This is a genomic window from Blastopirellula sediminis (assembly GCF_020966755.1).
Lineage (GTDB): Bacteria > Planctomycetota > Planctomycetia > Pirellulales > Pirellulaceae > Blastopirellula > Blastopirellula sediminis.
The window spans coordinates 2,127,926-2,153,225 of sequence record NZ_JAJKFT010000010.1 but is presented as its reverse complement, the minus strand read 5'-3'; the positions used below and the strand labels follow the sequence as shown (position 1 = coordinate 2,153,225).

Below are 25,300 nucleotides of genomic sequence, written 5' to 3'. Positions count from 1 at the left end.
TGCAAAATGCCCCACTGAACAAAAAACGGCGTCTACACCTGGTGCAGACGCCGTCGAACTCGTCAATTTCCGAGCGATTCGTACTTATTTGCCGGACGCGTCGAAGTTTTCGACCAAATCGCGCAGGGCCGTCGCTTGGGCGCCCAACTCTTCGGAGCTTGCGGCCAACTCTTCGCTGGCGGCCGTCGCTTCTTCGGTCACTTCGGCCACTTGTTGAATGGCGCCGTAAACTTCGTTCGCCATGTTCATCTGCTCATCGGCGGCCGTCGCGATCTCGGTGATCTTACCCGAGGTCGATTCGACCGCGGCGACGATCTTCTTCAGCGCATTGCCGGCTTGCGAGCTCAGTTCGACGCCGTTGTTCACACGGGCGGTCGACTCTTTGATCAGCGACGAGATTTCCTTCGCCGCAGCGCTCGAACGTTCGGCCAGCTTGCGAACTTCGTCGGCGACGACCGCGAAGCCGAGGCCATGTTCGCCGGCGCGAGCCGCTTCGATCGCCGCATTGAGGGCGAGCAAGTTGGTCTGGCTGGCGATCTCGGAAATCACCTGAATAATTTCGCTGATCTGTTCTGACGAAGCCTTGATCAGGTCCATCGCTTCGCCCGACTTGGTGACCGCGTGGCCCCCTTCGACGGCGATTTGATTGGTTTCCGTCGCCAGGCGATTCGTTTCCGACGAGCGATCGCGGATGCCGCTGATCGACGTGATCAATTCCTGCGTCGAAGCGCTGATCTCTTCGACGGCGGCGCTTTGCGTCTGGGCGCCCTGAGCGAGCGTTTGCGACGTTTCGCTGACGGCGCCGGCGCTTTCCGAGAACTGGTTCGCGTTCTCGATAACGTCGTCAATCAGCTGAGCCATGTTGTGACGCAAGTTGACCTGCTGCGTAATGTCGCTGGCGTACTTGACCACTTTGTACGGCTTGCCGTTCAAATCAAGAATCGGATTGTAGGAGGCCTGAATCCAGATCTCCTTGCCCCCCTTGCCGATTCGCTTGTATTCGCCCGAATCGTATTCGCCGCGGTTCAGCCGATTCCAGAAGTCCTGGTAGTCACGGCTGCGGGCGTAGTCGTCTTCGACGAACATCCGATGATGCTGGCCGACGATTTCCTGACGCAAGTAGCCGACGGCGGCCAGGAAGTTGTCGTTGGCGCCGATGATCGTGCCGTCCATGTTGAACTCGATCACCGCTTGCGACTTGCTGATCGCTTCAATCTGCCCGGAAAAGTTGGCGCTTTCCAACTTCTGAGCGGTGACGTCGATCGCGTACTTGACCACCTTGTACGGATTGCCGTTCAAATCGCGGATCGGGTTATAGGAAGCCTGAATCCAGATTTCCTTGCCTCCTTTGCCGATTCGTTTGTATTCGCCCGAGTCGTACTGGCCGCGGTTCAGCCGATTCCAGAAGTCCTGGTATTCGCTGCTGCGAGCGTAGCTTCCTTCGACGAACATCCGGTGATGCTGGCCGACGATTTCCTGCTGGGTGTAACCGAGAGTCTTCAAAAAGTTCTCATTGGCGCCGATGATCGTGCCGTCCATATTGAACTCGATCACCGCTTGCGACTTGCCGATCGCTTCGATCTGCCCCGAGTAGTTGGCGCTTTCCAACTTCTGGGCGGTGATGTCCGAAGCGTACTTAACCACCTTGTACGGCTTGCCGCTCAGATCGCAGATCGGGTTGTAGGAAGCCTGAATCCAGATTTCCTTGGCGCCCTTGCCGAAGCGTTTGTATTCGCCCGAATCATATTCGCCACGGTTCAGACGGTCCCAGAATTCCTTATATTCGCGGCTGCTTGCGTGTTGCTCTCCGACGAACATCCGATGGTGCTTCCCTGCGATTTCGCTGAGGGAATAGCCGACGGCGGTCAGGAAGTTTTCGTTGGCGCCGATGATCGTGCCGTCCATATTGAACTCGATCACCGCTTGCGACTTGCTGATCGCGGCGATCTGGCCCGAATAGTCGGCGTTGCGCATCTTCTCGGCGGTAATGTCCGACGCGTACTTGATCACTTTCACCGGACGACCAGCATTATCCAGAATCGGGTTGTAGGAAGCCTGAATCCAGAGTTCCTTGCCCCCTTTGCCGATCCGTTTGTATTCGCCGGCGTCGTATTGCCCTTTCTTCAGCCGATCCCAGAACTGCTGGTACTCGACGCTGCGAGCGACGTCGGCCGGAACGAACATCCGGTGGTGATGGCCTCGAATTTCGTCGAGCGAATAGCCGACGGCGCTGAGAAAGTTGTCGTTGGCCGAGACGATCGTGCCGTCCAACTCGAACTCAATCACCGCTTGCGATTTGCCGATCGCCGCTACCTGCGCCTTGAGCGACTCCAGCTCTTGGCGGAGCGCAGCGGCGCTGCTGGTCTTCTTTTCGGTTTTCGGCTTTTCGAGAACTGCGCTGGCCATTGAATCGCTCCTGCCGCGATGGGTAGTTAAACTGCGGAAAACTGTAGTGATCGCATTGCGGGCGACCTTGGTTAGTACGTCAACAATGTAGGTGCGTTGCGGGCAATCTCGCGAAAGACCTCTTCCAAATCGGCTTCGGTAGGCGCATGCCAATGTTGGCCGCCGCCGATTCTGGCGACTTCCCGCATCAAGTACTCATTCGCGTCGCCGCCGTAGGTGATGGTGTGCACGACGATATCAGCGTCAGCCGCATCGTACGCGGCGGTCGTCGGGCTGCTGCCGAAGTTGTGATTTCCGTCGGTCATCACCACCATCGTTTTCGAGGCGTAAGGACGCGCGTACGTTTTGTTCTGCAGCGTCTGAATTCCCTTATCCATACCGGCGGTGATATTCGTCGAACCGTCCGGATACTTCTTCGAGTATTTCTCGATCGCTTGCGTGATCTTGCTATAATTGTCGGTCAGGTTTTGATCGATCGTCGCGCTGCTGTTGTAGGACGACAGCGAAACGAGCTCGAGCTGCGGCGTCGATCCCAATTCGTTCAAAAAGCCGTCGACCGAATCGACCAACGCCCACCAGCGAGCGCCGGCCGGCACCGGATCATTGTTCTTCCAGCCTGGCTGGTACTTCGATTCACTGAGCTTGAACGTCATCGAGCCGCTGCGGTCGACCACTAGGGCGATGTCGCGGTCAATCTGCGACGCAGTCGCGTCGGTGGCCGGCTGGAAGAACTCATGACCGAAAATCGGCGTCAAATAGAGTCGCACGGCGCCGTCTGGCGAATCGAGAGTTCGCCGACCGGTCACGTGAACCGAATTCAACAGCGTACCGCCGTCGGAAAACTCGAAGCGTCCTTCGTCGTCGACCCGAACCGACAACCCGATTTCCACATCGCTGTCGGCCAGCGTCAGCGTATTGCCGGCGACGTTGTTCTTGGCGGCGTATTCGATTGCAGCGGCATGCGCCAAGCTCGCGTCTTGTTCCAAGCTCAACGTTCGTGCGCCGGCTCGGGCCGCGGCGTCGGTTGCGATTCGCAGTTCGGTGCGAGTCAGTTGCATGTAAGCGACGTCGACGCAAAAGGCCGCCATCCAGAGGATGACCGGCAGCAAGACCGCCACCAGAATCAGGATGGCGCCGCGGCGACGATTCGCGTTTCGTTTTTTGCGAGTAAGCATCTTGGACATCGCCTACTATTCGGGGTTATAGCGTTCGGTCGCCAAGTGCGAACTGGCTTCGATCGCATAGTCTTCAAAGTATTTCGGCGCAATCCAGCTGTTGCCAGCGATCGGCACGCGAACGGTCACGGTGATCACTTCCGTTTCCGGCAAAAGGATTTCCGGATCGACCCCGACTTCAACGTTGCGAGCGCCGACAGTCGCCAACAGATTCGTCGCTCTCTCGATCGCTTCCTGCGCGGTCGCGCCAGGAACCATCGCATAGCGGGCCGCTTCGTACGCCGCGTTGTCGGCCGTGTGACGAATCATCGTCAATCGCCCAAACTCGACGCAGGCGAGAATAAACATGAACAGAATCGGTCCGGCGAATGCGAACTCGATCATCGCGGCGCCGGTGCGCTGCGCGATGCGACTACGTTTGGTCGGGCGAATTCGCTGCGGCGTCGGCTGCGTCTGACGGCAGTTCGACTCGCCTCCCAGGCAACGACGCAAACCTTCGCGGCAACGTTCGGCCAAGCGGCAAATGGCGAATTGACGGCTGTTGTGCGACATGGGACGCCTCTTAGTATTCCTTCATCATCGTGACCGATGACGTGATCGTAGGGGGCGAAAACATCCATCCTTGTAGCGTCGAGTTCTGAGCGACCGGAGCGGTGATCGAGATCGTCACGTCTTTGCCCGTTTTCGCTGTCGTGAATTTCGACGCTTCGATCGTCGCCCCTTCGATATGGCGATCGTTCAGCACTGACGCGGCGGCGGCGACGGCGATTTCATTGGTTGCATTCGGTCGCAACGCGGCGCGACAACCTTCGTAGGCGGCGATCGCGACGGTCTGTTTCAGGAACATCATTTCGGCGCCTTGAATCGCCGCCATCAAAATCAACACGACGACCGGCAGGCAGATGCCCAGTTCGGCCACGGCCATCCCGTGTCGTGATCGTTTGCTGCTCTTGCGTCGCATCGCTTAGCTCTCCTGAGGCGATCGGCCGCCACGCATGCGATCAAACAAGCGATTCAAATCGGAAGCGAATTCCTTCCAGTAGTCCTTGTCCCGCAGATTGAACGGCGGCGGCACTTCCCCATCGGCCGCCTCGTTGACGACGCGGCGGAAACGGATGATCGGACCGACGAAGCGATGGCTGAAGCGAATCAGGTCGTACGTGTAGATCGGCAACAAGCAGAACGCCGCCAGAATGAACGGCCCCTGGTTTTGCCAAACGCTGGCCAGATGTTGATTCATCGGCTCCAGCGGGTTGCAAAGGACCTGAACGGCGAACGAGATCACCAGTCCAACGACGAAAAACGTGGTCCAGTAGAACAGCATCCGCAGTACGATTCCCCCTTGGACCGAGGGATCGACATACCGAGCTCCGCGACGTTGATTCATCGAACTTCTCACCTAAAAATCGAGCGCACAAAATCTGCGTCTGACCCGAAAACGTAGGTCGCAGCTCACGACGATTTGTTAAAAGGCCACTTTTCACGCCAGGAAACCCGCAAATAACACGTCGATACGATCGGCGCGAGCCATAGAACCGGCAATTCCGCCTGTCTTTCCGTTGACCTGAAAGCGGCCGACCGGGTAGAGTTCCCGGCATGACGAACGAAGAACTGGAAAACGCGACCTTCTGCTGCCCCGGCCAGTCAGTCCCGGTCGACCGGGCGACTCATTTGGCGCGGTTGGCCCAGTTTTATCCGGAGTGCCGCGACTGTCCGCGGCGTGACGATCAGGCCGGCATCTCTCCCAGAATCGCCGCGGCTTGGCGGCAGGTCCCGCCGAAGACGCCACTTCCCCAGTTGTTGCACTATGAAGGGCTCGCCGCCGACCTGTTTCATCAGTTCTCCCCGGTCGAGGCGGCCCAAATCGCCGCCGCGTTTACTCGCAGCTTCTCCAATCCGATCGCCGCTCCCCTCCTCCTGGCTGTCGCCCACTCGGCGGCGATTGACCAGGCCGAAGCGATGGTCAACGTCTGGCGACGAGCCGGCTTCGACGTCGAGCTCGCAACCGATCCGACTTGCGCCGAAGTCGCCTGGACGATCGACCAACGAAAACTAGACGGCGGCATTTTGCTCAGCACGCCGAGCGGCGATTTGCGGCAGATCGAACTGACGATGTTCGGTCCCGGCGGAACCCCGTTTGCCAGCGAAGAACTTGCCCGGCTCGAACGTCAACTCCAAACGCCTAAGCCGCTCTCGCCGGCGCACCGTCAAGGGACGCTGGCGGAAATCGACATGTCCTCCCCCCATCTCGAACGCTTCGCCCCGTATCATCGAGCGCGCCGTCCGTTGCGACTGGTCGTCCAGTCGCCGTCTCGGGGATCGCTTCGCCAACTTCAGCAGTTGATTGCCCGCTCGAACTGCGAACTGTTCGTTCTGCCGAGCGGGGGCGACTGGAGCGTTCGTCTGGCCGCGGCGATCCGGCAGCATCGGGGCCATTTCGGCGTCTGGATCGATGGGAGCGGCGAATCGATCGAAGTTTTTGAAGAGCGTGGGTATCGCGTCCTGCAGCCGCGATTGTCGAAGCTACTGATCGAGGAAGCGGTCGCGTGGGAGAATGCGCCGCTCCGCGTGGCGTCGCCGCCGCCGCTGGAAGTTCCCCACGATGCGGTCCATTTTCCAACCGCCGCCGGACGAGGAGCGATGTTCGCTGCAATTCGCCAGTACGATTGCCAGCTGGGGATCGAGCCCAGCGGCCGCTACTGGTGGCGAAACCAACTTCCGACGTCCGACGCTTTGGGGGTCGTAACGCTCCTCTTGACCCGGCTTAGCCGCGACGACCGTAGCTTGTCGAGCCAGTTGATCTAGGTCATACTGCGGGTCGAATTATCGCTGGTTCGCCGCCACTATAGGGCGGCCTCTTTTTTTGCTGATGACCCATGAATCACCCTTGGATCGCCGATCGTACCGCCGCGTTTGACTCTAGCGGCATTCGTAAAGTCTTTGACCTGGCGGCGAAAATGACCGACCCGATCAATCTTTCGATCGGGCAGCCCGACTTTGACGTCCCGGAACCGGTGAAAGAAGCGGCGATCACGGCGATTCGCGAAGGGAAGAACGGCTATGCCCTAACGCAGGGAATGCCGGTCCTCCGCAACAAGCTGCAAGCGATGATCGACGCCGAGTTCGGCCATAGCGATCGCACGAACTTCGTCTGCTCAGGCACCAGCGGCGGCTTGGTCTTGTCGATGCTGGCGTTGGTCAATCCCGGCGATGAAGTGATCATCTTTGATCCCTACTTCGTCATGTACGAATCGCTGGTCAAACTGGTCGGCGGCGTGCCGGTGGTGATCAACACCTATCCCGACTTCCGCATCGATCTCGAAAAAGTTCGCGCGACCATCACGCCGAAGACGAAGCTGATCCTGCTCAACAGCCCGGCCAATCCGACCGGCGTTGTAGCGACTGCCGCCGAAGTGGAAGGCCTGGCCAAGTTGACGGCCGAGAAGAACATCGCGTTGATCTCCGACGAGATCTACCGCACCTTCACCTACGGCGAATTCGTCTCTCCCGCTAAGTTCAACGATCAAACGATCGTGATCGACGGTTTTTCCAAGAGCTACGGCATGACCGGCTGGCGCGTCGGTTACGTGCATGGTCCGTCAGCGATCATCGACACGATGATCAAGCTGCAGCAGTACACCTTTGTGTGCGCTCCGCAGCCGGCGCAATGGGCCAGCGCCGCGGCGCTCGACGTCGATATGAGCGAACATGTCGCAACTTACGCTCACAAGCGGGACATGATGCTCGACGGCATCAGCGATCTTTACGAAGTCTCCCGTCCGGAAGGCGCCTTCTACATCTTCCCTAAAGCGCCATGGGGAACCGGCAGCGAATTCGTCGCCAAGGCGATCGAAAACAGTCTGTTGATCATCCCCGGCAAGATCTTCAGCAAGCAAGACACGCACTTCCGCATTTCGTATGCAGCGCAAGATGAAACGTTAAAACGCGGCATCGACATGCTGCGAAAGATCGCGAAAGGTTAATTCGATTCGCCAGCGAGGCTTAAAATCGCTACACTAATGGTGGAAGTGAACTTATTCCTCCCCGGAGCGATTCGACATGAGCCTCGAACTCCGCCTATCGTCACGTCATTGGAGTTGCGATCCGATCGAAACCGTCGACGCCGCGACCGGTAAGATGGTGATGGAGCGTCCTCATCTGCCGATGACGCCGTCCGAACAATCGGCGGTCAAAGCCCTCTTGGACGAAGCGGCCGGTCAATCGATTGAGGAGGCCCGCGGTTTCGTCCATCTGAAAGATGGGGGCGATTTCCAGGTTACCTGCGAAAACTACCAACCGCAGTACGTCGAAGAGTTCACGCTTCGCGTCGAACATGGACTGACGCCTGACTTGCTTGATTTTCTGATCAGCATTCTCGACGCGGGCAACTTGATCCTGACGTCGCAGCGCGACGGTTCGTCGATCAGCTTGAAAGAAGCGAACTTCGACGACGCTCCCGAAACGGTCAAGCCGCGAGCCGTCTGCCATAGTCGTGATGAACTGAAAGCAATTCTCGAACACGGCATCCGCGACGACCAGCGTCTGGCGACCAAGTCGGTCGAGATTTAGATTCGTCGAGCATTCTGCGTCACAACACTAGCCCGAGGCGCAAGCCGAGGGAATGTGGTGGGGGCAATGACGAATGTCAAAATCAAAATGTCGAATGAAAGAGGTTTCGTCATTCGAGCTTCGACATTCGTCATTTACTTGCGGCCGCACTCCCTCGGCTCGCGCCTCGGGTTAGTGATTGACTTACTCGGTCGGCGGCGGCAAACGAAGCGGCATCCGTTCTTGCGGCGGAGCGCCGCAAGCGGCCAGGCGAGCACGAATGTCCTGGATCAATCGCTGTTCCAGTTCGCAGTCGCGACCGATCGGAATCCAGCCGAGAGTCGTCGTTTCGCGAACCGCGGCTTCCTGCTCCATCCGGAGCGTACCGTCATGTCGCAAAAGGTCGAGATCGGCGATATCGGTTCGGCGTCCATGCAAGTCTTCCAGTTCCTTGCGAACTTCGACGTCGATCAAATAGCCCCCCTGCTCCGGCATGACTCGGACGATCACCGTGCGGCGAATCGTCTGCAAGGTGCTTTCCAGCTTTTCATAGCCGCGGGTCGAATCGGTCCGCCATGGCTCAAAGATCGTCGAGCCGATTGTCGGAAAGGTTTCGAGCCGCCCTTCGGTCAACTGCCCGGCGACCAGCCGGACGCGCTGTTCATCTCGAATGCGAAAGTTGTCGTCGACCGCATCGACGATTTGCTCCCAGAGAACCTCATAGTCTCCAAATTGGACGAACGCAGGATTCTCGGTTGCGTAGGCGGGCGGCTGACCGGCTCCGACCCACGACGGCAGCCGTAGCGCATGGCAGCCCGCGGAGAGGGTCAGAATCGAAATGAGTATCGCCAGTCGCACCACGCTTGAAGCGCCTTTTATTGCGTTGCTTGTCAATCGGCGGCCAATGTCCCCGACCAGGGGGCGGAGAAGCGTCGCAAAAAGAGACGACGGCGGCAAGGTCAGCTTTGGGGGAAAGCGGACGGAGCTAGCGGCGTCGACACTAACCCGAAGCGCGAGCCGAGGGAGTGCGGCCCGGAAATGCCTAATGACGAATGTCTAATGACTAAGGAAGGAAAGAATTCCGAAGCAAGACATTGGTCATTCGGCATTAGTCATTCTGAATTTGACCGCACTCCCTCGGCTCGCGCCTCGGGCTAGTCTGTCGTGCTAGCACAAAAAAAACTTTCGGCGGTGGGGCCGAAAGCTGATATTGGCTCGACGGTGGGTCTGCAGGTTGCGGAACTAGCAGTAGTGCCCGTCCATCCCCAGACGCATCTTCAGTTCTTCAAACTGCTGCTGGTACTTTTCGCTGGAGGAGTGAACGTGCTCCGCTTCGGTGATAAAGCGAATCTCTTCGCTGCTGCGGATGCAACGGTCGTCCAGGATCTCGGCGAACGACTTCAGTTCGTTGCCGTAGACGATCAGCAGCTTGTGTTCGTCAAACTGAACTTCCAGCGGAATGTTCGGGTTCAGCACGGCGATGCCGGTGCAGCCGTCATTCAGCAGCAAGTCTTCGTATTCCCACAGGATGCTTTTCAGCACCGGCATATCAATATGTTCGCGATACAGGTCGACGTGACCGGCGCCTTCGCGAGTATGACTCGTTTCCAACACGACGTCGACTTCGCCGCCGAGCGGTTCGAGCAGGTCCATGAAGACGTCGAACAGCACCGACTTGGTGGCGGCGGCCATCAACACCGGGACGCTGGATCGGGTCTCTTCGTCATGATAAACGTCGCGACGATAACCTTGGCTCGGCACCACCTTCAGATCATAGGAAGGTCGAACCGCGTCGGTCAGCTCAAAGCCGTTATAGCGATTGACGCCCAAGTGGGCTTCAATCTGCTCTTCCGACAAATGCTCGAAGCTATTGCCGGTCGGGGCCGTTGCGCCGTCGTGGAAGACGTTTTTGAAAAATCGTTTTAAGAAGCCCATGTTGACCTCTACCGCCTCTTCCGGTGATCTCGAGAACTGAAACCCCGTTGGTTTCAACGCTACGAAATCTGGTTGATAGTAAAACCCTAGAGCGACCTTCGCTCGCTTGCCCGCGAAAACCTTGAACTCGGCGTCGGCTTGGCGTTAACCGCACGCGACAATCCGAGCGATCGCTCCATTCGACAACGTGCTGGCCAAACCGGCGAAAAGCCGCACAACGACCAGTCGCCGACTTCGATTTGGAACGTTTCCGATGCCGTTTCTGTAGAGATCATAGCACCGTGAATTGAACCAATTTGTCCCTTCTCTCCAACAATTTGAAAAAGATCGCGGCCGTTTGGTTGACTCCAAGGATGCGGTGAAGTTTTCCTGCAACAGACGTGATGAAGAGCGGCAACGAGTTGTCTGATATACTGCCTAATGTCCCGTCTGTAACGAAGGAGCCGAGCCGTTGAATACGATCCTCCGCAGTCTGCCGCTGGTAACGATTGTTCTACTGGCGACGTCTTTATCGATCGGCTGTACGACCCAGGTCGCACAGAGCGAGCAAACGCAGGTAATTGAGCCCCAACAAGCGGAGCAAAAGCCGGCTCCGGCGCCGCAGAAACCGCGCAACGACCTGCAGCCGAAAGAAACGCTGCACGAACTTTGGTCGGCGGTCGTCCAGCAAGGGAAAAAGATCGGCAACTCGCACGAGGTGGTCCGCCGCGTTCAGCAGGCTGACCGCGAGTTGATCGAATCGGTTTCGACCGAGAATATCGCGATCCGGCGTCAGCAAATCACGATTGAAATGCAGGTCGTCAATCGCTTCCTCGAGACCCCGGACGGCAAGCTCGTCTCGTACGAAACGTCGATCGAACAAGGGGGCAACCATTCATCGGTCGCCGGGCAGGTTTCAGCCGACGGCAAACAGCTCATGATTACCACCACCGGCGCCGGCAAAAGCTTTTCGGCGCCGATCGCCTGGAAACCAGAGTGGGGAGGCGTTTACGCCGCATCCCAATTGCTCGAAAACCCACCGATCGAGCCGGGGCAGACCCGCGAAACGACTGCGCTGGTCCCTACGATTAACCAGGCCTGTCAGATCAAATACGTCGCTGGCCAGCTGGAACCGGTCAAACTTCTCGACGGCAGCGAAGTGGAGCTCCTCAAGGTGACGAACAAGATCGCCTTGGGGGGGAAAACGCTGATGGAAGTCCCGATGTGGGTCGACCGCGAAGGGAACTCGGTCAAGATGGAGCCCCCTGGTCCAGAGATGGTGATCTATCGCTGCACCAAGGAGTTCGCCGAGTCGCCGATCGAAGCGATCGAGTTTGACCTGGCCGCCGAGACGATCGTACCGACCCCGGAACCGCTTCCCGACGTTCATACCAAGCTGAAGTCGGCCGAGTATCTGGTCACCCTGAAGAAGAAGGTCTCCCCTTCCCTTTTCCCGACCAGCGGCGGTCAATGGAGCAGCGACCTGCAGGAAGAGTCGCTCCATCTACACGAGATCGCCCTGCGTCCCGATACGCCATTGCCGCCGCCGCTGGCCCAGCAAACGCCTCCGACCGAAGCCGACCTGGCGGCCAGCAGCCTGGTGCAAGTCGAGGATCCCGAGGTGCAAAAAATCGCCGCCCAGGCGAAGACCCCCAATGACCAAACCTGGAAGCTGGCGGTCGAACTCGAGAAGCTTGTCCGCAATTCGATCGAGCAGAAAGACTTCTCCCAGGCGTTCGCCTCGGCCGCCGAAGTCGCCAAAATGAAAGCCGGCGATTGCACCGAACATTCGGTCCTGCTGATCGCGATCCTCCGGGCTCACAAGATTCCGGCTCGCGCGGCGGTCGGTTTGGTTTACTACGACGGCAAGTCGGGGCGCGGCTTCGCCTACCACATGTGGACCGAGGCCTGGATCAACAATCGCTGGATTCCGCTCGACGCCACTCTGGGACAAGGGGGAATTGGCGTCGGGCACGTGAAGATTGCCGATTCCGATCTTTCGGGTGGGGGCGCACTTGCCGCATTTTTGCCTGTGACGCAAGTCATTGGCAACATTGAAATTAAGCCGATCAAACTGGAATAAAGCCCGATTTTCGCCAATCGGCGGTTCGGCCGAACGAATTACCTTCCGCGGCGACGATTGTTTTTAACCGACGCCTCGAAGGAGCAAGGTTCATGACGATCTTTCTTCTCATTGTGGTCACCATCGTAGTGGCGGTTGGCATTGCCCTCGCCGCAGGACGGACGCTGCGCCCGAATCAGTTTCAAGCGATGCGGGCCTTCGCCCAACTGTATGACGGTAAGTTCACCCAGACCAAGACGCCGATTCAGACCACGGTATCCTTTGACCTGAATGGCCAGCCAGCGATGTTGCGGATTAAACCGCCGGTCGGTTACGACGGACGCTCGCTCACCGAGTTTCGCACTACCTGGCCCGAGGCGCGACTCCGTCTTCAGATCCATCCGCGTAGCAAGTTGCGGCCCGATTACTTTTACGACGAATCGCCGACGATCGAGTCAGGAGACGCTCACTTCGACGAGCAATATCGGCTCTACGCCGAAAACTCGGAGGCGGCCCGCAAGTTGATTATTTCCGGCGTCTTCTCGGCGCTCGACGACTTGAACCAGATGGCGCGTCCCGGCGCAGCGTACGTCGAGATCCACGATGGGTTTCTCTTCGTCACGCTCGAGAAAACGTTCGGCTACGTTTCGCAGTTGGAACAAGTGGTCGCCTACTGCAGCGAGATCCGCGTCCCCTCGGCCCGTGAAGCGGCCGCAGAGCCAGCCTCGGTCGCCAATCGGACGCTCGATCCCGTTTCGCCAATCACGCGTTCGATCTGCAATGCCTGCGGCGATGTGGTGAAAGAAGATGGAGTTGCGTGCGACGATTGCGGCGCAATCTATCACCGCCGCTGCTGGGACAAGAAAGTCGGCTGCGTTCTCTACTCGTGCGAAGGGAAAACCGCCAGCGAAGCGGCGGTTACGAACTAACACATTACGAGCTAACGTGCTCGGCGACTGCCGCGAGCAGCGGATCGATCGTCAGCTCTTGAATCGCATGGGGCGGATTCCACGCGAACCACTCCGCCCCTTGATGCTCGGTCAGATTCAAGGGGACGTCACGCTTGAGCGTCGCCAGAAAATAGACCGCCGTCTTCAGTGCGGTGACGCCTCCCATCCGCTTCTTGTAGTGGACGACGTATTGCAGCGAGTAACGAAAGTCGGGGTCAACTTCGATGTCGCTCGCTTTGATTCCAGTCTCTTCCTCCAACTCGCGCAGGGCGCAGGTCGTTTCATCTTCGCCGGGATCGACATGCCCTTTAGGCAAGTCCCAGCGATCTTTGTGACGCATCAGCAGGAAAGACTCGATCGGATTTCCTTTGACGATTAAGAAGCCGCAGGCCTTGGTCTCCGGCATGTCGGCATGGGCGTCCTGCATTACTCTACTCGTCTTCCGGAAATTGAAAATCGGCGATGAACAACTGGCTGCTATGATCGTCGGTTCGCGTGCTGGTCCACATCAACTTTTTGCCATCCGGCGAAAAGACCGGCAGCACGTCGGCCGCGTCCGAATCGGTGATTCGCCAGATTTTCCCCGGCTTGATCGCGTCGTCGGTCTCTTCGTACTTCATCAGCCAGAGATCGTAGTTGGGACGCCCCGGCTGCGAGTGATCGGCGCCGGCCCAGATGATGTACGGTTTGGTCGGATGCCAATAGGGCGCCCAGTTCACGCCGTCGTTGGCGGTCAGCGCGGTCTCGTGCTTGCCATCGACGCCGATCACGTAGATCTGCAGGTAACCTTCTTTGTCTCGATCGCTGCGGAAGACGACCCACTTGCCGTTCGGCGAAATGAATGGGCCGCCATCGTATCCTTTGGCGTCGGTCAGTTGCTTCAGGTTCGAGCCGTCGGCGTCCATGATGTACAAGTCGGGATCGCCGTCTCGATCGCTGCAGAAGGCGATCTTCGTTCCTTCTTTGTTGTAGGCGCCTTCGGCGTCGTAACCTTTTTCGGTCGTCAGCGGCGTCAGTTCGCCCGACTTCAAATCTTTGACGAAGATGTCGGTGAACGGATCGAAGTCCCACGAGTAACGACGCCGCGTTCCCGACTTGCGATCCGCTTCCTGCTGCGCGATCTCGGCCTTCTCGGTCTCGGTCATGTTCGGATCGAGATGGCTGCTGGCGAACAAGATCTTCTTGGCGTCGGGCGTAAAGTAAGCGCAGGTGGTGCGGCCTCGCCCGGTGCTGATCAAAGTCGGCTCGCCTCCTTCCAGAGGCTGCGTGTAAATCTGATAGAATGGGTACTGCGGCGGCACGGCCTGGTAGACGATCGTCTTGCCGTCGGGCGAGAAGTAACCTTCGCCTGCCTTGACCATACCGCTGGTCACTTGTTGGACGTTGGAAAGATACTTTCCTTCAATCGCAGCCGGTTCATCGGCTTTCACGAAGGTCGCCGCCAACAGGACCGAAACCAAACATCCGCAGATCCAACGCATTGTGCAGCCTCGCAGGGTCAAGTCGCGTGCCATGGGTCGAAATTTCGTACGCCTATTATAGTAGCCAGACTCGCCGGGATTCGATGCCATGAAGATTTATACGAAAAGCGGCGATGCCGGAGAAACCGGGCTCTACCGCGGCGGTCGGGTCCGCAAGGATGATCGCCGCATCGTTGCGATCGGCGACGTCGACGAGCTGAACGCCCTGCTCGGGATCGTCCACTCGCTGGCCGCTTCGCCCGAGATCGCCGGGCCGATCCTGCTGATCCAGAGCGAGCTGTTCGGGCTCGGGGCCCAGATCGCTTCCCCCGATCCGACCGCCGCCGGAACGACGCTGTTGGGGAACGAGGCGATCGAGCGGCTTGAGCAGACGATCGATCTGGCCGAGTCGCAACTCACCCCGCTTTCTGCATTTATCTTGCCCGGCGGATCGACGCTGGGGGCCCATCTGCATCAAGCTCGCGCCGTCTGTCGCCGGGCCGAACGTCATCTGGTCGCGTTTTTCGACGGGAAACTCGACGAGCCGGCGCACGTGGCGCTGCGCTACCTCAATCGACTGGGAGATCTCCTGTTCGTGCTGGCCCGCTGGTCGAATCAACTGGCCGGACACGCCGAAACGGAGTGGCGTCCCACGACAAAGTGAGGATAAAATTTCTTCCTTGTACGAATTCCGCCCTTTACACGGCGTCAAGGGAGAAATAGCTTGGGTAACTTCATGTGGGAAACGCCGCATAGGCACGGCTGCGTTTATAGGACGCGACCGGCGGCAATTCCATCCAGTGAAGGGAAAGCTGCGCGGGAGACGATCCTGGCGGACGTTAGGCGGCGCGTGACTTTCCTCGATTGGCCCAGGCACATCCTACGAGGTATTTCGATGCGCACCCATGTTCGCAGCGCGCTCAGCCTATGCGCGCTTCTATTGATTCTTACGACCGCTACGTTAGCGCTCGCCCAGGACGGTTCCAAGGTACCGGATGATCTGCCGGTCGGATCGCCCGACGTGGCGGAAATGATCGAACAGGACGCTGCGGCGGGCGAGGGTATCGATACCGGCGACAACGCCTGGATGCTGATGAGCAGCGCGCTGGTGCTGCTCATGACCGCGCCGGGCCTGGCGATGTTCTATAGCGGCCTGGTCCGCCGGAAGAACGTCCTGAGCGTCATGATGCAGTGCATGTTCCTGATGGGGCTGATGACGGTCGTTTGGGCGCTATGGGGCTATTCTCTGTCGTTCGGCGGATCGGATCCCTACATCGGGAACGCCGACTATCTGTTCATGAACAACGTGCAGTCGTATTACGACGCCCAGGCGGGCGAAATCATTACGCCGCTGGAAGGGACGATTCCACGATACACGCACATGCTGTTTCAAGGGATGTTCTTCATCATCACGCCGGCGCTGATTTGCGGCGCCTTCGCCGAACGGATGAAGTTCTCCAGCATGGCCCTCTTCTCGGTCCTATGGGGAACGGTCGTCTATTGCCCGCTCTGCCATTGGGTTTGGGACGGCGGCATTTTGTTCTACGGCGGCGAATCTGCGATCGCCGGCGGCGCACTCGACTTCGCCGGCGGGACGGTCGTCCATATCAGCTCCGGGATCTCGGCCCTGATGTGTGCGCTCTTGATCGGCAATCGTCTCGGCTATGGCAACGACGACATGCGTCCCCATAACCTGACCTACACGACGCTTGGCGCCGGCCTCCTTTGGTTCGGCTGGTTCGGGTTTAACGCCGGCAGCGCCCTCTCGGCCAACGGCCTGGCGGCCAACGCCTTCGCGGTCACCCACTTCTCGGCGGCGGCCGGAGCGGTCGCCTGGGCGGCGATGGAATGGATCAGCCATGGCAAGCCGAGCGTCCTCGGGTGCGCGTCAGGCGCAGTGGCCGGTCTGGTCTGCATCACGCCGGCCGCTGGGTTTGTGCTGCCGATGCCGGCCTTGGCGATGGGCGCCATCGCTGGCGCCGTTTGCTATTGGGCGGTGATCCGGTTGAAGCATAAACTGCGCTACGACGACTCGCTGGACGCGTTTGGCGTTCACGGAATCGGCGGTACGCTGGGAGCGATTTTGACCGGCGTCTTCGCGACCCGGCATGTCTTCGGCGAAGCGGCCGGCAAGCCGATTGGTTTGTACGAAGGGGGCGGAATTTCGCTTCTGATTGGCCAAATCGCCGCCGTAGGGATCACGATCCTCTATTCGGTAGTGATTACCTTCATCCTGCTGAAGCTGATCGACTTCACGATTGGTCTGCGGGTTTCCCAAGAAAGCGAAATTCGCGGCCTCGACTTAGCCGAACATGGAGAAGAAGGCTATATCTTCAATTAACTCCTCTTTTTAGACTAGAAAGTGACGCGCCCGGCGGATGTTTGTGCCGGGCGCCAGGTTGCAGGGAGATGGGTTCGATATGAAAAAAGTGGAAGCGATTATTCGGCACCACAAGCTGGAAGACGTCAAAGACGCTCTGAACGAGATGGGCGTGCACGGCATGACGGTCAGCGAAGTGCAAGGTTACGGCCGCCAAAAAGGGCACACCGAAAACTACCGCGGCGCCGAGTACTCGGTGGACTTCGTCCCCAAGCACAAGATCGAGATCATCTGTAGCGACGGCAACTTGCAACTGGTGATCGACACGATCCTGAAGTCGGCCCAAACCGGCCAAATCGGCGACGGCAAGCTCTTCATCTACGACGTCAAACAAGCGATCCGCATTCGCACCGGCGAAATGGGAGAAGACGCCGTTTGACTGCCTGAGGCAGGGTCATAGACGCACGCACAATTCCCAACGCTCGGCCTGGCCGAGCGTTTTTTATTTCTTGCTAACCAGTTCCGGGTGGCCCGGCCAGTTCCCTAGAACTGGCTGGGTTGCGCAGCAACAAGATGCCGCGCCATCCGGCCACAAAGCACGCGGAAAGGAAACGACTCCAAGAGGCGTTCAGAGACGACCGGCGACATTGAACCGTAAGTCCATCGCCATCCGCATGTCGCTGCATCTTGTCGCTGACGCGACCCAACCAGTCTGAAGCAGACTGGTCGGGCCACCCGAGGACCCTACAAATCATACGATCGCTACCACCGAATTTTATTCGGTTACGTCGCTTTTAACGTCTTCCGTATTCCGCTTAGATCAACTCCTTTTTATTTTCCCCTCTGGGAACGGCAACCTACCTTTCCTCGTACTGCAGGCCCTAGGCCCTATTGAGAACGAGTAAAAATGAGTACCGCCGCCGTATCCGACAGCGCCGTAGCCGACGTACGCTATGGTTGGCTGCGCAACGCCCAGTTCGACATGACGCTGATCTTCGGCGTCGCGATTCTCGCCTTGGCGTCTGGCGCGATCGTCTCCGTTCGTCCCGAATGGTTTGCGATCATCCTGGTGCTCGATCTCTGGTTTCTGGGATATCACCACGTCGTCGCGACTTTCACGCGACTCGCTTTCGACTCCGACAGCGCCCAAGAGCATCGCAAACTGCTCACCGTTTTGCCCTGGATCGTCTTGGCCGCCACGGCGGTCATCGGTCTGACCCTCGGACTGTGGGCGATTGCCACGATCTATCTCTACTGGCAATGGTTCCACTACACGCGTCAAAGCTACGGCATCACGCGGTTCTACGAACGCAAATGCGGAACCCAGGCGGCGATCGATCAGAAGCTGACCACTTGGTCGCTCTATCTGGTTCCGCTCTGGGGCATCTTGTATCGCTCGTATCAAGCCTCGCCGCGATTCCTCGGCTCCGAGGTGATGTACTTGCCGACTCCCTATTGGCTCGTCGTCGCGTCCGGCGTCGTCGCCGGCTGCGTGACCGCCGCTTGGCTCGTTCGTCAGGCGATTGCGTGGCGCGAAGGCCGCACTTCGCTGGCGCTGCTAATGTACATGTTCACCCACCTGACGATCTTCACGGTCGGCTACGTGCTGGTCGAGAATATCGATCACGGCTGGCTCGTCCTGAACGTCTGGCACAACGCCCAGTACATCCTGATCGTCTGGATGTTCAACGCCAATCGGTTCAAGCAAGGGACCGATCCGAAGCACATGCTGCTGTCGGCGATCAGCCAGACCCACCCGTTCAATATTTTCTGCTACTTCGCCGTTTGCCTCGGCGTGACCTCGATCGCCTACGGCGCCATCTACATGGTGACCAACACGAGCGTCATCGCTGCGATTCCGCTCGTGGCGATGGTGATTTACCAGACGATTAACTTCCACCACTACGTCGTCGACGGGCTGATCTGGAAAGCTCGGAAAAAGAAGATTCAAGAAACGATGGAGATCGCCCAGTGAGCGCTAACGCCACCCCTTCGTTCTCGCCGACCGAGATCGACCTGCCGAAGTTCAAACGCCAAGTATGGGAAATGTGCACCAACATTGTGTTGGCCGCATTTTTCTTCCGCTTCGCCTGGATCCAGGGAGAAGCGTTCTTCACCTGGTATCGGTTGAGCACGTTCCTGATTCTGGTGAAGGTTTCGACCGACGTCTTCTTCTACCTGATTCGGAAGCCGCCGCAACAAGTTTCGTTTTCGCTGTACGACTGGACCGTCGGCCTGATGGGAACCTACGCGGTGATCCTGTTCATGCCGGCCGGACATACGCACGACTCCCTCTTCGGACAAATCGTGCAGTGCACCGGTTTGGGTCTGCAGATCTTCGCGATGGCCTCGTTGAACCGCAGCATCGGCGTCGTCGCCGCCAACCGCGGCATCAAAACGGGCGGCATGTACCGCTGGGTCCGTCATCCGCTCTATCTCAGCTACGTCGTCGCTTTCGGCGGTTACCTGATCAACCAAACCAGCTACTGGAACGCGGGGGTCTACGCCGCGTGCATCCTGCTGTGGCTGCTGCGGATCATGGCCGAAGAACGCTTGCTGACGCAGGACGACAACTACCGCGAATACACGCAACGCGTTCGCTGGAAGTTGATTCCGGGGTTGGTCTAGAAAAGCGGAAAGCGGAGAGCCGAAAGCGGCCAAGCTGCCCCACACTAACCCGAGGCGCAAGCCGAGGGAATGTGGCCGCAAGTCAATGACGAATTAGGCGACGCGTACGAAGAGCGTCGCCTAGTTCTCTTCCCAACAGAACTCGCGTAGTTGCTGGGCCGCTTCCCAGCGGCGATCGTCTTCGTCGGCCAGGGCGAAGTACATCTCCAGCGCTTCGCGAGCGGCGTCCATCTGCTGACAAAGGCAAAGGGCTCGAGCCTTTCCGTAGAGCGCTGGCACAAACCGCGCATTGCGAGCCAGCGCCGTTTCAAACGAATTCACCGCTTCCGGAAACTGACCAAGCCGAACCAGACATTCCCCTCGATTGCTCCAAGCTTCAGGGAAGTTGGCGCCAAGTCGGACCGCGCGATCGATATCGGCGATCGCTTCGTCAAAGCGGTTTAGTTGCGACAGGATCGTCGCTCGTTCGATCAACAGCGGCGGGAACGGAGGTTCGCTGTTGCACTGATCAATCAAACGCAAGCCCTTTTCCGGATCGCCCAGTTCGGCGACGCAAATCCCGCGACCGGCGAGCGCTGCCCGACTGTGCGGGTTCAGCTGGAGCGCCTTCTCATAACACTCGATCGCTTCGTCGTACTCACGCAGTGCGCGGAGACTGTTTCCTCGGTTGGCCCACGCGTCGACGTCATCCGGCGCCAGACGAATCGCCGTGTCGTAACAAGCGATCGCTTCCTCCGGCTGTCCCAGGTTGTCGAGCACGACTCCCTGGTTGATCCAGGCGTCCGAGTTCTCCGGCTCCATTTCGGTCACCGACTGGAAGCACTCCAGGGCTCGCTCTCCTTCGCCGAGATCGCGAAGGCAGTTCCCTAGATTGAACAAGATCAACGCCGCGTAGGCCGGAGCGTATTGCAGCGACTGCAAGTAGCACTCGGCCGCATCTCGCGTGCGACCAAGTTCGCTCATTACGCAACCTTTGACGAACCAGGCCTGACCATGTTTCGGTTCAAGCCCTAGCGCATGTTCAAATTGTTCGAGCGCCTCATCGCGTTTGCCGTGCTCCAAGAGCGCAAGGCCTGCGTTTACCGCTTGCTGAGCATCCATCAAATTTTTCCGCGCGCATGATTATTGAGGATGACTCGAATGTAGCAATCTATCGATACAAGAGCAAATATTACTGACAGACTCCTATTTTAGCTGAGGGACAACCCCCTGGAGGAACCGGGCCAGTCGGTCGCTCGCTTTCATTGCGGTCTCGCGCAGTCGCCACATGTCTTGGACGCTAGAAGGGCGATTGATGATCGCGGCCGCCGCGGCGCCGATCATCTTGGCGGTGCTGGTCTGCTCGACCAAACGCTCCAGGTTTTTCGGCAATTCGTCGTCAACGGCGTCGGTAATGACCCGGACCGAAAGAAACCGCGTCTTCCCTTCGGCACAAGCGTCGGCGGTCGCATAGGTCTCCATATCAACGGCAATCGCCCCATTGGCTTCCCCCAGCTCACGCTTTTCGCGAGGAGTGCGAATGATCTTGTCGACCGTCAGCAGCCGCCCGACGTGCAGCCCCGGCTGAGCCGCCGCTTGCTCTTCCGACATCGAGAGAGGGATCACCAGTTCGTCCCGCTCGGCCCGGACGACCGAATTGGACATCACCACATGCCCTTTCTTCACCGGCTCGGCCAATCCGCCGGCGAACCCGCTCGAGACGATCCATTGCGGCTTGCGGAGCTCGATATACCGCTCAGTCGTCTTCCGCGCTTTTTTGCCGCCGACGCCGGTTTCGACCAGCGAAATCAACCGCCCGTCGAGCAGTCCCAGATGCTCGACAAACCCCTCGTGCCGGATCGTTTCCGGCGACTCCAGCAGGTCGTAAAATCCGCCGGACTCGATTCCCAGGGCGAAAAAGCAAGCGACGTCGATCGAGTCAGGAACCTGGCACGGCTCCCCTTCTCCGGCGACGCGGGCCTGCAGTTGTTCTTGAATCAGGCCGCGTCCCTGGGTTTGAATCCAATTGCCGACCAACCACCGCAACAGCATGAAATTCTCGTTCGCTTGAACCTGGGAGAAGGACGAAAGGGTCGAATCCGCGACAAGCCGAACCTGTTGCGTCACGCCCTCTCCAGCTAAAATAACCCGTTTCGCAGCTGCGACCTATCGTAAACTGGGTGACGATGTCCGAAATCATCTACCACTACGACGTCCTGATCATCGGCGCCGGCCATGCCGGAACCGAGGCGGCGCTCGCGGCTGCGCGGCTGGGCGCCAAGACGGCGCTGTTGACGACCAACCTCGATACGGTCGCTCAAATGAGCTGCAATCCGGCGATCGGCGGCGTGGCGAAGGGACAAATCGTCCGCGAAGTCGACGCCCTCGGCGGCGCCATGGGACAAGCGATCGACGAAACCGGCATCCAGTTTCGCTTGCTGAATCGCCGCAAAGGTCCGGCGATGCATGGCCCCCGCGCTCAAGCCGATAAGAAAGCGTACCAGAACCTGGTCAAGGTGATGGTCGAGGACCAGCCGAATCTGTCGCTGCGGCAAGAGATCGTCGCCGACCTGCTGACCGAAGAAGTGGACGGTCGCCACCGGATCACCGGCGTCCAAGTGCACGGCGGCGTGATCTATCGAGCGTCGCGCGTCGTCCTGACGACCGGCACCTTCCTCTCCGCGATCATGCATACCGGCGAAGCGAAAACCCCTGGCGGTCGCGGCGGCGAAGGAACGTCGAGCGGAATCAGCCAGGCGCTGCGTCGTCTGAACTTTCGGGTCGAACGCTTCAAGACCGGCACGCCGGCTCGCTTGAACGCCAACACCATCGACTACGGGGCGACCGCCGAACAACCGGGCGACGACGATCCGCAGCCCTTCTCGTACATGACCGGCAATCTGACGCTGCAGCAAATGCCGTGTCACATCACCTATACCAACGAAGCGGTCCATGAGCTGATCCGGGCCAATCTCCATCGCGCGCCGATGTACAGCGGCCAGATTCAGGGAAGCGGCCCCCGCTATTGCCCGTCAATCGAAGACAAGGTGGTCCGCTTCCGCGACAAGACGCAGCACCAGCTCTTTCTCGAGCCGGAAGGCCGCCGCACCCGCGAAGTCTACGTCAACGGCATCTCGACCAGTCTACCGCGCGACGTGCAAGACGCGATGCTGAAGATGATCCCTGGCCTGGAGAAGGCGGAGATCATGCGTTACGGCTACGCGGTCGAATACGACTACTGCTCGCCGGATCAATTGCGGCCGACCCTCGAAACGAAGGATGTCGACGGGCTCTACTTCGCCGGGCAGATCAACGGCACGACCGGTTACGAAGAAGCGGCCGCTCAAGGCTTGATCGCCGGCGCCAACGCGGGACTAGCTGCAGCCGGCAAGCCGCCGCTGATCCTGTCGCGCGACCAGGCCTATATCGGCGTGCTCATTGACGACCTGGTGACTTGCGGCGTTGACGAGCCATATCGCATGTTTACCAGCCGAGCCGAGTTCCGCTTGATGCTGCGGCAAGACAACGCCGACCGTCGGCTGACGCTGCAAGCGAACGAGTGCGGCCTGATCAGCGCCGCTCGCCGGGAGCGGCTACAGCAGAAAGAAAGCGACATCGAAGCGGCCCGCAAGCTGCTCGAAAAAGGGCGTATCGACGGCGGTCCGCTCGACAAATACCTGAAGCGTCCCGAAGCGACGTGGGAAATGATGGTCGCCGCCGAGCCTGAACTCGCCCAGTTCAGCCGCGAAGTCGCCGAGCAGGTCTCCTACGACATCAAGTACGCCGGCTACGTCGTTCGCCAACAGACCGAAGTCGCCCGGCAAAAGCGGCTGGCCGACAAACAAATCCCCGATACGTTCAACTACGCCGGCCTGTCGCAGATGCGGGCCGAAGCGCGCGAAAAGCTAGCCAAGCATCGCCCCGGCACGCTCGCCCAAGCGGAACGGATCAGCGGTATCACCCCGGCCGATATCGCGCTGCTACTGGTGTATCTGGAAGGGCGGATCCCGGCGGCGTAGGGTACGCAACTACTCGCTCAGGTCGTCGCTGGTGGGTACGTCGCGCGCACTGTGCCAGATCCGCAAGATCGTGACTTCCTGCCCAGCAATCTGAAAGAAGATTCGATATTTGTTCCGCCGACTGCCGAACAGAATCTCGCGAACTTCTACATCCCAACCAATCGTTTCCACAGCGATGACGCAACGATCGGGATGACTTTCCAACGTATCTAACTTCGTCGCAAGTTCCGCGAGCCAGTAAGTTCCGGCAGCGGAGGCCTGTTGCGATTCGAACCATTGCAGAACCGCCTCGATATCGGTCTCGGCCTTGGCGGTTAGAAGAACGCGATAGGCCGCCACTCTACGGGTCCGACTTGTCGACGCCGTATTTTTTCGCCAGCGTTTTCAACGCTTTTCGAGCTGGCTTCACGCGTCCTGCTTTTACATCGTCGAGCCCTTCGGCGATCGCCTCCTGCACACGGGCGGCATCGATCTGGGCCTTCCTCTGTCGCAACAAGTCGCGGACGAATTCGCTGGGAGTCGCATACAGAGTTCCGTCGCCGCAGTTTTCGTCGATGAAGGCTCGGAGCTCATCGGTTAACGACAGATTCAACGTACTGGCCATGCCTGCTCCCTTGGTTTGATGACATCTATTGTCAATATATGCCATAGCCAGGTCAAAGGAATCTGTCGTTCTTGCTCAGCGATTTTCGACTTTCTTGGTTCCGTCTGCGCCGCACCGCATAGGAAAGCTTGAACCTCTTTCCGCAACTCTGCCTCCCACCCCGTCGGGTATCTCTCGCCCGGTTCGCCTGATTGACGAAACCTACGCGGACGTCAGGGTTTAAGGCCCGAAAATGCTGCTATCGGCGGATGCGTGCTAGCGCTATCAATGCTGGTCGTCAAACGAGCAGCGCGGTCCAATTTCTTCGGGACGTCTTACAAATTCGTTTCGCAAGTCCTTAAAAGACAATACCTTGCGTTCTAAAGATCAATCTTGACGCGACCTTTCTGAACGATATAATTCCGTCAGTTGGCAAATTCGGCAATCTCGGTATATCCGGATGGTCAGCGTAAATAAACGAAAACTGAAGGGTGTGGCGACTACACACCTTTCAAAAAACAAAGCGATCAGCGAGCTTTCCGGCTCGATTTACACGGACGAAGGAGCTGCATCACAAGCTCATACACACTGGGCGGGAGATCTCTTTCAACCCGTACTGGGTGTGGCTAGGGAGAGGGTGTTACCTGATGAAGACTGTTTTTACGACTGGCGAAGCAGCCAAAATTTGCAAAGTCAGCCAGCAAACCATCATTCGATGCTTTGATTCGGGCCAATTGAAAGGATTTCGCGTTCCCGGCAGTCGTTTTCGCCGTATCCCGCGTGATCAACTTTTCAATTTCATGAGAGAAAACGGCATTCCGACCGATGCGTTGGAAAGCGGTAAGCGTAAGGTGTTGATCGTCGATGACGACCAGGATCTGGTCGAACTGATGGTCGACGCCTTTGAACGAGACGGCCGATTCGAAATCAAAACCGCCAACAACGGTTTTGACGCCGGTATGCTCGTCAAAGAGTTCCACCCCGACATCGTCGTGCTCGACATTATGCTTCCCGATATCAACGGCAAAGAAGTTTGCCAGCGAGTTCGGGGAGACCGCACCATGGAGGACGTCAAAATCCTCTGCATCAGCGGTATGATCGAACAAGACAAGGTCTCGGACCTCAAAGACGCCGGAGCCAACGATTTCATCCAAAAGCCCTTCTCGGTCGAAGCGTTGCTTGACCGGGCCTGCGGCATGCTGGACCTGGAATCGGTTACGTCGATGTAACGCTGCTGTGCTGCGTCACAGCCGATG

Annotated in this window: 25 protein-coding genes and 1 pseudogene; 13 read left to right on the top strand and 13 right to left on the bottom strand. The window is 58.6% G+C overall.

Annotated features, from left to right (window positions below):
* Positions 1-84: 84 nt before the first annotated feature.
* The 5 genes from LOC68_RS20365 to LOC68_RS20345 form a co-directional block, all read right to left on the bottom strand.
* A complete protein-coding gene (locus LOC68_RS20365; RefSeq protein ID WP_230222150.1) occupies positions 85-2,406 on the bottom strand; it encodes a methyl-accepting chemotaxis protein in 2,322 nt (773 codons plus the stop codon).
* Positions 2,407-2,477: 71 nt separating this feature from the next.
* Positions 2,478-3,581: a vWA domain-containing protein gene (locus LOC68_RS20360; protein ID WP_230222148.1), complete on the bottom strand. Its 1,104-nt coding sequence runs from the start codon at positions 3,579-3,581 to the stop codon at positions 2,478-2,480.
* Positions 3,582-3,596: 15 nt separating this feature from the next.
* Complete coding sequence (locus LOC68_RS20355; protein ID WP_230222146.1) at positions 3,597-4,133, bottom strand: TadE/TadG family type IV pilus assembly protein; 537 nt, start codon at positions 4,131-4,133, stop codon at positions 3,597-3,599.
* Between the two features lie 10 nt (positions 4,134-4,143).
* Positions 4,144-4,542, bottom strand: coding sequence for a TadE/TadG family type IV pilus assembly protein (locus LOC68_RS20350; protein WP_230222145.1), 399 nt, complete (start codon positions 4,540-4,542; stop codon positions 4,144-4,146).
* 3 nt (positions 4,543-4,545) lie between these two features.
* A complete protein-coding gene (locus LOC68_RS20345; RefSeq protein ID WP_230222143.1) occupies positions 4,546-4,968 on the bottom strand; it encodes a hypothetical protein in 423 nt (140 codons plus the stop codon).
* A gap of 209 nt (positions 4,969-5,177) precedes the next feature.
* On the opposite strand from LOC68_RS20345, the gene LOC68_RS20340 reads away from it, so the two are divergent.
* The 3 genes from LOC68_RS20340 to LOC68_RS20330 all read left to right on the top strand — a co-directional run bounded on the left by LOC68_RS20340 (position 5,178) and on the right by LOC68_RS20330 (position 8,150).
* Positions 5,178-6,386 (top strand): hypothetical protein, encoded by a 1,209-nt coding sequence (locus LOC68_RS20340; protein WP_230222141.1) that lies wholly within the window; start codon positions 5,178-5,180, stop codon positions 6,384-6,386.
* Between the two features lie 71 nt (positions 6,387-6,457).
* Complete coding sequence (locus LOC68_RS20335; protein WP_230222139.1) at positions 6,458-7,564, top strand: pyridoxal phosphate-dependent aminotransferase; 1,107 nt, start codon at positions 6,458-6,460, stop codon at positions 7,562-7,564.
* A gap of 76 nt (positions 7,565-7,640) precedes the next feature.
* A complete protein-coding gene (locus LOC68_RS20330; RefSeq protein WP_230222137.1) occupies positions 7,641-8,150 on the top strand; it encodes a hypothetical protein in 510 nt (169 codons plus the stop codon).
* A gap of 183 nt (positions 8,151-8,333) precedes the next feature.
* On the opposite strand, the gene LOC68_RS20325 is transcribed toward LOC68_RS20330, so the two are convergent.
* Entirely contained in the window at positions 8,334-8,987 is a 654-nt protein-coding gene (locus LOC68_RS20325; RefSeq protein WP_230222135.1) for a hypothetical protein, read from the bottom strand.
* Between the two features lie 384 nt (positions 8,988-9,371).
* The gene (locus LOC68_RS20320; protein ID WP_230222133.1) at positions 9,372-10,064 is read right to left on the bottom strand and encodes a hypothetical protein; all 693 of its coding nucleotides are present in this window, start codon (positions 10,062-10,064) and stop codon (positions 9,372-9,374) included.
* 451 nt (positions 10,065-10,515) lie between these two features.
* Between LOC68_RS20320 and LOC68_RS20315 the strand changes: the two genes are divergently transcribed.
* Positions 10,516-12,126: a transglutaminase-like domain-containing protein gene (locus LOC68_RS20315; RefSeq protein ID WP_230222131.1), complete on the top strand. Its 1,611-nt coding sequence runs from the start codon at positions 10,516-10,518 to the stop codon at positions 12,124-12,126.
* Between the two features lie 92 nt (positions 12,127-12,218).
* Positions 12,219-13,034, top strand: coding sequence for an RING finger protein (locus LOC68_RS20310; RefSeq protein WP_230222129.1), 816 nt, complete (start codon positions 12,219-12,221; stop codon positions 13,032-13,034).
* A gap of 4 nt (positions 13,035-13,038) precedes the next feature.
* Here the strand turns inward: LOC68_RS20310 and LOC68_RS20305 are convergent, their stop codons facing one another.
* Positions 13,039-13,482, bottom strand: a complete 444-nt coding sequence (locus LOC68_RS20305) for a bis(5'-nucleosyl)-tetraphosphatase (protein WP_230222128.1) — start codon at positions 13,480-13,482, stop codon at positions 13,039-13,041.
* Between the two features lie 4 nt (positions 13,483-13,486).
* Positions 13,487-14,536, bottom strand: a complete 1,050-nt coding sequence (locus LOC68_RS20300) for a TolB family protein (protein WP_230222126.1) — start codon at positions 14,534-14,536, stop codon at positions 13,487-13,489.
* Between the two features lie 88 nt (positions 14,537-14,624).
* On the opposite strand from LOC68_RS20300, the gene LOC68_RS20295 reads away from it, so the two are divergent.
* The 5 genes from LOC68_RS20295 (at position 14,625) to LOC68_RS28610 (ending at position 19,463) form a co-directional block, all read left to right on the top strand.
* Positions 14,625-15,179, top strand: coding sequence for a cob(I)yrinic acid a,c-diamide adenosyltransferase (locus LOC68_RS20295; RefSeq protein ID WP_230222124.1), 555 nt, complete (start codon positions 14,625-14,627; stop codon positions 15,177-15,179).
* 231 nt (positions 15,180-15,410) lie between these two features.
* Positions 15,411-16,856: an ammonium transporter gene (locus LOC68_RS20290; RefSeq protein WP_315858786.1), complete on the top strand. Its 1,446-nt coding sequence runs from the start codon at positions 15,411-15,413 to the stop codon at positions 16,854-16,856.
* Between the two features lie 79 nt (positions 16,857-16,935).
* Positions 16,936-17,274, top strand: a complete 339-nt coding sequence (locus tag LOC68_RS20285; RefSeq protein ID WP_230222122.1) for a P-II family nitrogen regulator — start codon at positions 16,936-16,938, stop codon at positions 17,272-17,274.
* 468 nt (positions 17,275-17,742) lie between these two features.
* Positions 17,743-18,810, top strand: a complete 1,068-nt coding sequence (locus LOC68_RS20280) for a hypothetical protein (protein WP_230222120.1) — start codon at positions 17,743-17,745, stop codon at positions 18,808-18,810.
* The gene (locus tag LOC68_RS28610) at positions 18,807-19,463 is read left to right on the top strand and encodes a methyltransferase family protein (protein WP_230222119.1); all 657 of its coding nucleotides are present in this window, start codon (positions 18,807-18,809) and stop codon (positions 19,461-19,463) included. The genes LOC68_RS20280 and LOC68_RS28610 overlap by 4 nt, the downstream gene beginning before the upstream one ends.
* A 120-nt stretch (positions 19,464-19,583) precedes the next feature.
* On the opposite strand, the gene LOC68_RS20270 is transcribed toward LOC68_RS28610, so the two are convergent.
* Both LOC68_RS20270 and LOC68_RS20265 read right to left on the bottom strand, forming a co-directional pair.
* Positions 19,584-20,564 (bottom strand): tetratricopeptide repeat protein, encoded by a 981-nt coding sequence (locus tag LOC68_RS20270; protein ID WP_230222117.1) that lies wholly within the window; start codon positions 20,562-20,564, stop codon positions 19,584-19,586.
* 84 nt (positions 20,565-20,648) lie between these two features.
* On the bottom strand, positions 20,649-21,569 hold the full coding sequence (locus LOC68_RS20265) for a phosphorylase family protein (protein WP_230222115.1): 921 nt from the start codon (positions 21,567-21,569) through the stop codon (positions 20,649-20,651).
* 59 nt (positions 21,570-21,628) lie between these two features.
* Between LOC68_RS20265 and mnmG the strand changes: the two genes are divergently transcribed.
* The gene (mnmG, locus tag LOC68_RS20260) at positions 21,629-23,461 is read left to right on the top strand and encodes a tRNA uridine-5-carboxymethylaminomethyl(34) synthesis enzyme MnmG (RefSeq protein WP_230222113.1); all 1,833 of its coding nucleotides are present in this window, start codon (positions 21,629-21,631) and stop codon (positions 23,459-23,461) included.
* Between the two features lie 9 nt (positions 23,462-23,470).
* Here mnmG and LOC68_RS20255 read toward each other — a convergent pair whose 3' ends face one another.
* Together LOC68_RS20255 and LOC68_RS20250 are read right to left on the bottom strand one after the other, a co-directional pair.
* On the bottom strand, positions 23,471-23,800 hold the full coding sequence (locus LOC68_RS20255) for a type II toxin-antitoxin system RelE/ParE family toxin (RefSeq protein ID WP_230222111.1): 330 nt from the start codon (positions 23,798-23,800) through the stop codon (positions 23,471-23,473).
* Between the two features lies 1 nt (position 23,801).
* Positions 23,802-24,065 carry a ribbon-helix-helix domain-containing protein gene (locus LOC68_RS20250; RefSeq protein WP_230222110.1) on the bottom strand — a complete coding sequence of 88 codons (264 nt, stop codon included), beginning with the start codon at positions 24,063-24,065 and terminating at the stop codon, positions 23,802-23,804.
* A gap of 626 nt (positions 24,066-24,691) precedes the next feature.
* On the opposite strand from LOC68_RS20250, the pseudogene LOC68_RS20245 reads away from it, so the two are divergent.
* Positions 24,692-24,844: pseudogene (locus tag LOC68_RS20245) on the top strand (helix-turn-helix domain-containing protein); the annotation flags it as partial.
* Positions 24,845-25,273 carry a response regulator transcription factor gene (locus tag LOC68_RS20240; protein ID WP_230225176.1) on the top strand — a complete coding sequence of 143 codons (429 nt, stop codon included), beginning with the start codon at positions 24,845-24,847 and terminating at the stop codon, positions 25,271-25,273.
* The last annotated feature ends 27 nt before the right edge of the window (positions 25,274-25,300 follow it).

Bases quoted from the DNA above. Each gene is read 5' to 3' on its own strand.
- LOC68_RS20365 (WP_230222150.1), bottom strand. From the start codon at position 2,406: ATGGCCAGCGCAGTTCTCGAAAAGCCGAAAACCGAAAAGAAGACCAGC.
- LOC68_RS20360 (WP_230222148.1), bottom strand. From the start codon at position 3,581: ATGCTTACTCGCAAAAAACGAAACGCGAATCGTCGCCGCGGCGCCATC.
- LOC68_RS20355 (WP_230222146.1), bottom strand. From the start codon at position 4,133: ATGTCGCACAACAGCCGTCAATTCGCCATTTGCCGCTTGGCCGAACGT.
- LOC68_RS20350 (WP_230222145.1), bottom strand. From the start codon at position 4,542: ATGCGACGCAAGAGCAGCAAACGATCACGACACGGGATGGCCGTGGCC.
- LOC68_RS20345 (WP_230222143.1), bottom strand. From the start codon at position 4,968: ATGAATCAACGTCGCGGAGCTCGGTATGTCGATCCCTCGGTCCAAGGG.
- LOC68_RS20340 (WP_230222141.1), top strand. From the start codon at position 5,178: ATGACGAACGAAGAACTGGAAAACGCGACCTTCTGCTGCCCCGGCCAG.
- LOC68_RS20335 (WP_230222139.1), top strand. From the start codon at position 6,458: ATGAATCACCCTTGGATCGCCGATCGTACCGCCGCGTTTGACTCTAGC.
- LOC68_RS20330 (WP_230222137.1), top strand. From the start codon at position 7,641: ATGAGCCTCGAACTCCGCCTATCGTCACGTCATTGGAGTTGCGATCCG.
- LOC68_RS20320 (WP_230222133.1), bottom strand. From the start codon at position 10,064: ATGGGCTTCTTAAAACGATTTTTCAAAAACGTCTTCCACGACGGCGCA.
- LOC68_RS20310 (WP_230222129.1), top strand. From the start codon at position 12,219: ATGACGATCTTTCTTCTCATTGTGGTCACCATCGTAGTGGCGGTTGGC.
- LOC68_RS20305 (WP_230222128.1), bottom strand. From the start codon at position 13,482: ATGCAGGACGCCCATGCCGACATGCCGGAGACCAAGGCCTGCGGCTTC.
- LOC68_RS20300 (WP_230222126.1), bottom strand. From the start codon at position 14,536: ATGCGTTGGATCTGCGGATGTTTGGTTTCGGTCCTGTTGGCGGCGACC.
- LOC68_RS20295 (WP_230222124.1), top strand. From the start codon at position 14,625: ATGAAGATTTATACGAAAAGCGGCGATGCCGGAGAAACCGGGCTCTAC.
- LOC68_RS20290 (WP_315858786.1), top strand. From the start codon at position 15,411: ATGCGCACCCATGTTCGCAGCGCGCTCAGCCTATGCGCGCTTCTATTG.
- LOC68_RS20285 (WP_230222122.1), top strand. From the start codon at position 16,936: ATGAAAAAAGTGGAAGCGATTATTCGGCACCACAAGCTGGAAGACGTC.
- LOC68_RS20280 (WP_230222120.1), top strand. From the start codon at position 17,743: ATGAGTACCGCCGCCGTATCCGACAGCGCCGTAGCCGACGTACGCTAT.
- LOC68_RS20270 (WP_230222117.1), bottom strand. From the start codon at position 20,564: ATGGATGCTCAGCAAGCGGTAAACGCAGGCCTTGCGCTCTTGGAGCAC.
- mnmG (WP_230222113.1), top strand. From the start codon at position 21,629: ATGTCCGAAATCATCTACCACTACGACGTCCTGATCATCGGCGCCGGC.
- LOC68_RS20250 (WP_230222110.1), bottom strand. From the start codon at position 24,065: ATGGCCAGTACGTTGAATCTGTCGTTAACCGATGAGCTCCGAGCCTTC.
- LOC68_RS20240 (WP_230225176.1), top strand. From the start codon at position 24,845: ATGAGAGAAAACGGCATTCCGACCGATGCGTTGGAAAGCGGTAAGCGT.